This is a genomic window from Halomicrobium sp. HArcht3-1, from assembly GCF_058933345.1.
Map to the genome: position 1 here is coordinate 19,863 of NZ_JBZYDM010000018.1, position 7,484 is coordinate 27,346.

Sequence of the window (7,484 nt, forward strand, 5' to 3'; positions counted from 1 at the left end):
ATCACCGTGGACCGATCGCTGACCGAGGCGTTCAGTGCACTGTTTAGCGCGAAACTGGCGACCTCGATCATCAGTATCGTCTCCTTACCGATCGTCGTGCGCGAACTCGGGACGACCGGCTACGGGAACTACGCCTTCCTCATCTCGACGTTTAGCCTCTACATGATCCTCGTCAGCTCCGGGGTCACCGAGGGTGTCCAGAAGTTCGTCGCCGAGACCCGCGACGGCGACCACTGGCGCGAACACGTCGTGGGCTTTTACCTCCGGCTGACGCTCCTGCTGGGCGCGATCGGCGCCGTCGTCCTCGGCGTCGCGACTCTCACCGGTCTGCCGAGCCGACTCCTCGGCGAACCGTTTTCCTGGTACTTCGCGTTGCTCGCAGTCTTCGTCGTCGCGGCCCAGTTGCGAGCGTTCACCCGCCGCACGCTCATGGGTCTCGGTCTCGAACGCTACTCCGAGCCACTGCGTGTTCTGACGAAACTCACATGGATCACGCTGGGACTCGCACTGGCTGCCGTCGGTCTCGGCGTCGACGCCTTCCTCATCTCGAACATCGTCGGTGCGGCAGTGCTCGCCGTCGTCGGGCTTGCCCTCGTCGGCCGGACCCTCTCCGTCTCGGCCATCCTCCGCGGTCCCCCCGATGATTTCCCTACCAGGGAACTGCTGTCGTTCAACGGTCTCAACATCGTCCTCGTACTCATGTTGCTGTCGCTGTTTCACGTCGACGTGGTGATGATGCGCTTGCTCACCGACGGCGGCCAGACCGGCCAGTACAAAGCAGCTCTCGCTATCGCCGAGTACGTCTGGTTCGTCCCGCTGTCGCTGCAGACGCTCTTGCTCCACTCGACTTCACAGCTCTGGGCCGAGCGGCAGTTCGACCGGATCACCAGCCTCGCCTCGCGTGTCACCCGGTACGTCTGGCTGCTGGTCTCGCTGATGGGCATCGGCCTGCTCGTCCTCGCCGACGAGGCGATTCCGCTGTACTTTGGCTCCGAGTTTTCCGGGACTGTCGCCCCGCTGCTCGTCCTGTTGCCGGGAACGCTCGGCTTCGCGCTCGCTCGTCCCCTCTACGCGATCAATCAGGGGAGCGGTCGTCTCAAAGTCCCGATCGTCGCGACCGCGAGCGCCGCCGGGATCAACGTCGTCCTCAACGCACTCTTGATCCCGACCTACGGAATGATCGGTGCCGCCGCGGCGACGAGTGTCGGCTACGCCTCGATGTTCGTTTTCCACGTTGGCTGTGCCCGCTATCTCGGCTACCGTCCACTGAACGACCTCCGTCTTCGATCGCTCGTCGGGACCGTGGCCGTCGCCGCCCCCGTCATTTACCTCGTCGACGCCGTCATCGGCAACGACTACCTCTCCCTGCTCGTCGTGCCGATCATTGGTGGACTCGTCTACACCAGTCTCGCGGTCGCTTTCGGTGCTCTCACCGTCGGCGAACTTCGGCGGCTCACCGGTGTTCTTCCTGCACCCGTCGGCCCGAGACTCCGCTCGCTCCTCCCGGATACGGATCAGTAGGCCCGTCGGTGTGGCCCACTCTGTCGCGGTTCCTTTCTCTGCTTGAGATGACAGAACGATCGACAGCACAGATTTATTTCTCGACTCACAGCGTGATACTTAATTGGGGGCGTGTGTCGAAAAACCGACTTCAACTGGAGATAATCCATATAACGGATAATAGATGTCTGCCCACCCGTAACATCGGCTGTGAGGTGCCTCCGGGATCATCGTTCGACTGTGACACCGACTGTTCTCCCGTCGTTTACACCTGTCGAAGCACCCTCGCAACGAACGGGCCTGTGATATCGGCGGTATCACTATCGATCGACGACACTACTGATGTTCGTGGCTGTTCAGCCGCAAAATCGGGTGTATCCAGGCGCTCGGACCATCTCCGCGCTCGACGAAAATCTACAAAATAATATATAAGCAATGAAGGTATTTCTGATAGAATATAATATAACGAGGCTTTCGGTATAGCTGACTAAGCGTTCAGCATTGTCTACCCAGAGAAGGTATATATAGATTACATTTTATCGGGCTGCTGGCGGCTCCTCGACTTTCCTCGCGGTCGAGTATCGCTTCCTCAGGCTTCGATACCCGCGCCCGCTTGCGGTCTCTACTGATCGATCACCTCTCAAATATCGCTGGTACGATTGTTATCCCTTTTCGTGCTCGGCCACGTCTCTCCGGCGTCTGCTGGACAATCCCTTTTTTCGAAACCAGAATCTACATGTAGATTCGACATCTTCCCACAGAGTATGGTGCCCGGAACTTTGACCGTTGAGAATATTGGCGGTATCGAACGAACGACGGCAGATATACCACCCGGTGTGACGGTTCTGGCGAGTCCGAACGCCTCGAACAAGACCTCGTTTCTTCGATCCGTAATGGCTGCGCTGGGAAGCGATCAGGTCTCGATCAAGGGCGATGCCGACGAAGGGTTCGTCAGTCTCGAACTCGACGAGAGCGTGTACGAACGGACACTCACACGAACCGGTGCCGGCGTCAGTTCCGAAGGGGAACCGTACCTCGACGATCCCGAAATCGCGGATCTATTTGCGTTTCTGCTGAAATCAAACGAAGCACGTCGTGCCGTCCAGTCGACCGTGGACCTCCGCGACCTCATCATGCGACCGGTCGACACCGACGAGATTCAGTCCGAGATCGAACGGTGCCAGCGCGAACGTGACCGCATCGACGAGGATCTCGACGAGATCGACTCACTCAAACAGCGCCTGCCGACACTCGAAGAACGGAAACAGGACCTCCAGTCCCAAGTCGAGGACAAACGAGCCGAACTCCAGGAACTCGAAGCCGAGATCGAAGACGCCGACGCCTCCGTAGAAAATCAGCGCGAGGAGCGCGAGGAACTCGAAGACGCACTCGCGGAACTGCGTGACGTTCGCTCCACGCTCGAAGACGTTCGCTACGAGATCGAAGCCAAACGAAAACGCCTCGACTCCCTCCAGACCGAGCGCAACGAACTCGACGCCGAGATCGACGATCTGGACGCCGTTCCAGAGGGGGAACTCGACAACATCGAGCACCACGTCGACGACTTGCGTTCACAGAAGCAGCAACTCGACGCCGAGATCAGCGAACTCCAGAAGACGATCCAGTTCAACGAGAAGATGATCGACGAGGCGACGAGCGGGAGCCACCCTGCCGTCGACATCGCGGCCGACGGCGGTGACGGTGCGACCGTCACCGACCAGTTGCTCGACGAGAGCCAACAGACCGTTTGCTGGACCTGTGGCTCGGAAGTCGAGATCGACCAGATCGAGGACACGGTCTCGAACCTCCGTGATCTCCGTCGCCAGAAACTCGATACGATCGACGACATCGAGTCGGAACTCGACGAGTACAAGCGCGAGAAAAAGCGGTACGAATCACAGCAACGTGAGCGCGAACAGGCCCAGCGACGACTGGCCCGCGTCGAGAACGACATCGAATCGACCGAACGCTCGCTCGAACGGCTGACCGAACGCAAGGATGACCTGACCGACGAGGTCGAACAACTCGAAGACACCGTCGAAGCCCTCGAATCCGAGAGCTACGAAGACGTGCTCGAACTCCACCGCACCGCCAACGACATCGAGTACGAACTCGGCCGCCTCGAAACCGAGCGCGACGAGGTCGAAAGCGAGATCTCCGAGATCGAATCCCGCGTCGGCGAGGAAAGCGACCTCCGGGACCAGCGCGACCAGCTCAAGGAGGAACTCGCCGACCTCCGGACCCGGATCGATCAGATCGAAGCCGACGCTGTCGAGCAGTTCAACGAACACATGGAACAGATTCTCACGATCCTCGACTACGACAACATCGAGCGCATCTGGATCGAGATCGTCGAGAACGAGGTCCGAAAGGGGCGACGCAAGACCACCGAACGGACCTTCGAACTCCACGTGATCCGCTCAAGCGAGAGCGGTGTCGCTTACGAAGACTCCGTCGATCACCTCAGTGACTCGGAACGGGAAGTAACCGGTCTCGTGTTCGCGCTGGCCGGCTATCTGGTCCACGACGTCCACGAAGAGGTTCCCGTGATGATTATGGACGCGCTCGAACCGATCGACTCCGAACGGATCGCCGCCCTGATCGAGTACTTCGAGTCGTACGTCGATTACCTCATCGTCGCGCTCCTGCCCGAGGACGCCGACGCCTTAGAGATCGACCACCATCGCATCACCGACATCGGTCAGTAACGATCAGGCTTCGTTTTCGCACTCACAGCCACGGTCACTCAACAGCGTCGAGACCGTCTTTTGGGTCTCACAGTCGCGACAGTACACCTGAAAGTCGACGATCAGACGGAAGTCTCCGAGCGTGATCCGGTCGGTGTCTCGCAGGCGCGTCAGTTTCTCTTCTGTCACGGATGTTGCTCGACTCACCAGCCGCTGGATCGTGTTCTTCTGCTTCTCGATGTGCTCCTCGTCGCTCGCCGTCTCGTACTCGGCGTCTCGTACGTCCTTGACGTAGGACCTGATCGCCTGATAGGTGACGAAGTCACGTTCGAGCGCGTCCACATCGACGCCGGCCCGCTCTAGACGGGTCTCGACGGTCGACCGATCCCGATCTGACTCGTCGTCTGCGAGTGCTTCGTAGATGGCGCTCCCGTCCGTATCGAAGTGGCTCACTCCCTCACTCTCCAGACTGGCGTCGACGAGCGCGACGTTAAACTCGGTCGCAAGCTGTCGAAGACTCTTTCGTTCGTCTCCATCGGCAGTCCAGCTTGCCACCAGTTCGTCGCCGAGTCCTTCGAGGCCGTACTCCTCAAGCAGCCGTTCGACCTTGCTTCGGCGTTGTTTGTTCATATTCCAATTCTGAACGCCAGGGGTAATGTAGGTTGGCACATGCCCGAGTTGCTACGGTTTTCTATCGCGCGCACGTGAAGCGCGCTCACGCACGACTCAAAAACCACACCATGTCCAACGTTCTCGCCCTCGATGTAGCCTCTATTCCTCTCTATAGAGTGGTGTTTTGAACATAGAACTATATTAAACAATTTGTTCTATTTTGGAGGTCTTATATCACTAAAGTTGGGGAGAATACGCCTCTCTTCTGTTTTGTCGGGTGCAGTAACTAAACTCTGGATTTAGATAGCCTTGAGTAGGACTAAAACGGCTGATTTAATCTCGACTGCCCCTTCGCACTCGTCCCGGTGTTCCTCAGCTACTGGCCTACCACGAGGGATCAGAGTGGTGTCGCTCGCTCGATCGACTCCTGACCACTGTACACGCCACCGTTCTCTCCATGGGTGACAGTCGCCGGTCGGCGGTGGCCCCCGTGATGCCTCTTTCTTATGTACCCCTGCATGTGGTCGTGTGATGGAATACCACCGTACACGAGGCGTGTGCTGCCATCACAGGGCGCCTCTGAGACGTGCGATTTATATGTACCCCTCCCATCGGGTGTAATACGAAGGTCGCGCCGGGTCGCCCGGGGCGACTTGGACACCATATCGCAGTGATCTGGTGTCCACCAGTATGAGGATCCCACCCCTGCGGTCCGCCGTCAAGATGGGATCTGATGTGAGCCCACGGACCCAACACGATGTTGCTGGGGTTGGATACCTCAGCATTTTAGCTTCCAATGGAGTGCAACCACTTCCGCCGCTGATGTATATCAGCACATTCCGGTTGATCCTGCCGGAGGCCATTGCTATCGGAGTCCGATTTAGCCATGCTAGTCGCACGAGTTCAGACTCGTGGCGTATAGCTCAGTAACACGTGGCCGAACTACCCTATAGACCATGATAACCTCGGGAAACTGAGGCTAATCGTGGATATTGCATTCACGCTTGAATGCCGAATGCAAGAAACGCTCAGGCGCTATAGGATGTGGCTGCGGCCGATTAGGTAGACGGTGGGGTAACGGCCCACCGTGCCAGTAATCGGTACGGGTGGTGACAGCCAGAGCCCGGAGACGGTATCTGAGACAAGATACCGGGCCCTACGGGGCGCAGCAGGCGCGAAACCTTTACACTGCACGACAGTGCGATAGGGGGACTCCGAGTGCGAGGGCATATAGCCCTCGCTTTTCTCGACCGTAAGGTGGTCGAAGAATAAGGACTGGGCAAGACCGGTGCCAGCCGCCGCGGTAATACCGGCAGTCCGAGTGATGGCCGCTATTATTGGGCCTAAAGCGTCCGTAGCTTGCCGTGCAAGTCTATCGGGAAATCGACGTGCTCAACACGTCGGCTTCCGGTGGAAACTGTTCGGCTTGGGGCCGGAAGACTCAGCGGGTACGTCCGGGGTAGGAGTGAAATCCTGTAATCCTGGACGGACCACCAATGGCGAAAGCACGCTGAGAAGCCGGACCCGACAGTGAGGGACGAAAGCCAGGGTCTCGAACCGGATTAGATACCCGGGTAGTCCTGGCTGTAAACGATGCTCGTTAGGTCTGCCGTGCACTACGAGTGCACGGTGAGCCGAAGTGAAGACGATAAACGAGCCGCCTGGGAAGTACGTCCGCAAGGATGAAACTTAAAGGAATTGGCGGGGGAGCACCACAACCGGAGGAGCCTGCGGTTTAATTGGACTCAACGCCGGACATCTCACCGGTCCCGACAGTAGTAACGACGGTCAGGTTGACGACTTTACCCGAGCTACTGAGAGGAGGTGCATGGCCGCCGTCAGCTCGTACCGTGAGGCATCCTGTTAAGTCAGGTAACGAGCGAGACCCGCATCTGTAGTTGCCAGCGATACCCTGCGGTAGTCGGGTACACTACAGAGACCGCCGACGCTAAGTCGGAGGAAGGAACGGGCAACGGTAGGTCAGTATGCCCCGAATGGACCGGGCAACACGCGGGCTACAATGGTCGAGACAATGGGTCGCGACACCGAGAGGTGGAGCTAATCTCCCAAACTCGATCGTAGTTCGGATTGAGGGCTGAAACTCGCCCTCATGAAGCTGGATTCGGTAGTAATCGCGTGTCATAAGCGCGCGGTGAATACGTCCCTGCTCCTTGCACACACCGCCCGTCAAAGCACCCGAGTGAGGTCCGGATGAGGCCATCATGCGATGGTCAAATCTGGGCTTCGCAAGGGGGCTTAAGTCGTAACAAGGTAGCCGTAGAGGAATCTGCGGCTGGATCACCTCCTAACGATCGGGATCAGGCCGACGCGCCTGACCCACCTTTGCAGTTGCTGTTCGTTGTATCGATTAGAGCCTCTCGGCTCGACGGCTACAACGAACAGCAAGTCGGAAGCAGTGTTGGGCCCGATGGGCTCACAAGACCTATCCGAGGCGGATCTCCCTTCGGGGAGGCTGGGTGCAACTCCCAGCGGGTCCGTATTTCGTGTCACGCTCGAACCGTGCCCCTTAAGTGTGGGACGGCGCTCGAACGTGATACGAAGACCAGTGCACTACTCCGTGCAAGCGCGAGTAGGAAGGGTCGACATGCAGACCGGTTCGCACCGGCTGTGTGCATGACACCGTATGTACGTGCGATCCAGGCGTCCACTGGACTCGTGTAGTTT

3 protein-coding genes and 1 rRNA gene are annotated in these 7,484 nt (G+C 58.5%); 3 read left to right on the top strand and 1 reads right to left on the bottom strand.

The features are described 5' to 3' along the window. Positions 1-6: 6 nt before the first annotated feature. Positions 7-1,521: a flippase gene (locus AC5FRW_RS18975; protein WP_493570034.1), complete on the top strand. Its 1,515-nt coding sequence runs from the start codon at positions 7-9 to the stop codon at positions 1,519-1,521. A gap of 743 nt (positions 1,522-2,264) precedes the next feature. Beyond that, entirely contained in the window at positions 2,265-4,208 is a 1,944-nt protein-coding gene (locus AC5FRW_RS18980; protein ID WP_493570035.1) for an archaea-specific SMC-related protein, read from the top strand. 3 nt (positions 4,209-4,211) lie between these two features. On the opposite strand, the gene rdfA is transcribed toward AC5FRW_RS18980, so the two are convergent. After that, positions 4,212-4,817, bottom strand: coding sequence for a rod-determining factor RdfA (rdfA, locus tag AC5FRW_RS18985; RefSeq protein WP_493570036.1), 606 nt, complete (start codon positions 4,815-4,817; stop codon positions 4,212-4,214). 818 nt (positions 4,818-5,635) lie between these two features. Between rdfA and AC5FRW_RS18990 the strand changes: the two genes are divergently transcribed. Continuing rightward, a 16S ribosomal RNA gene (locus AC5FRW_RS18990) occupies positions 5,636-7,106 on the top strand. Positions 7,107-7,484 lie beyond the last annotated feature (378 nt).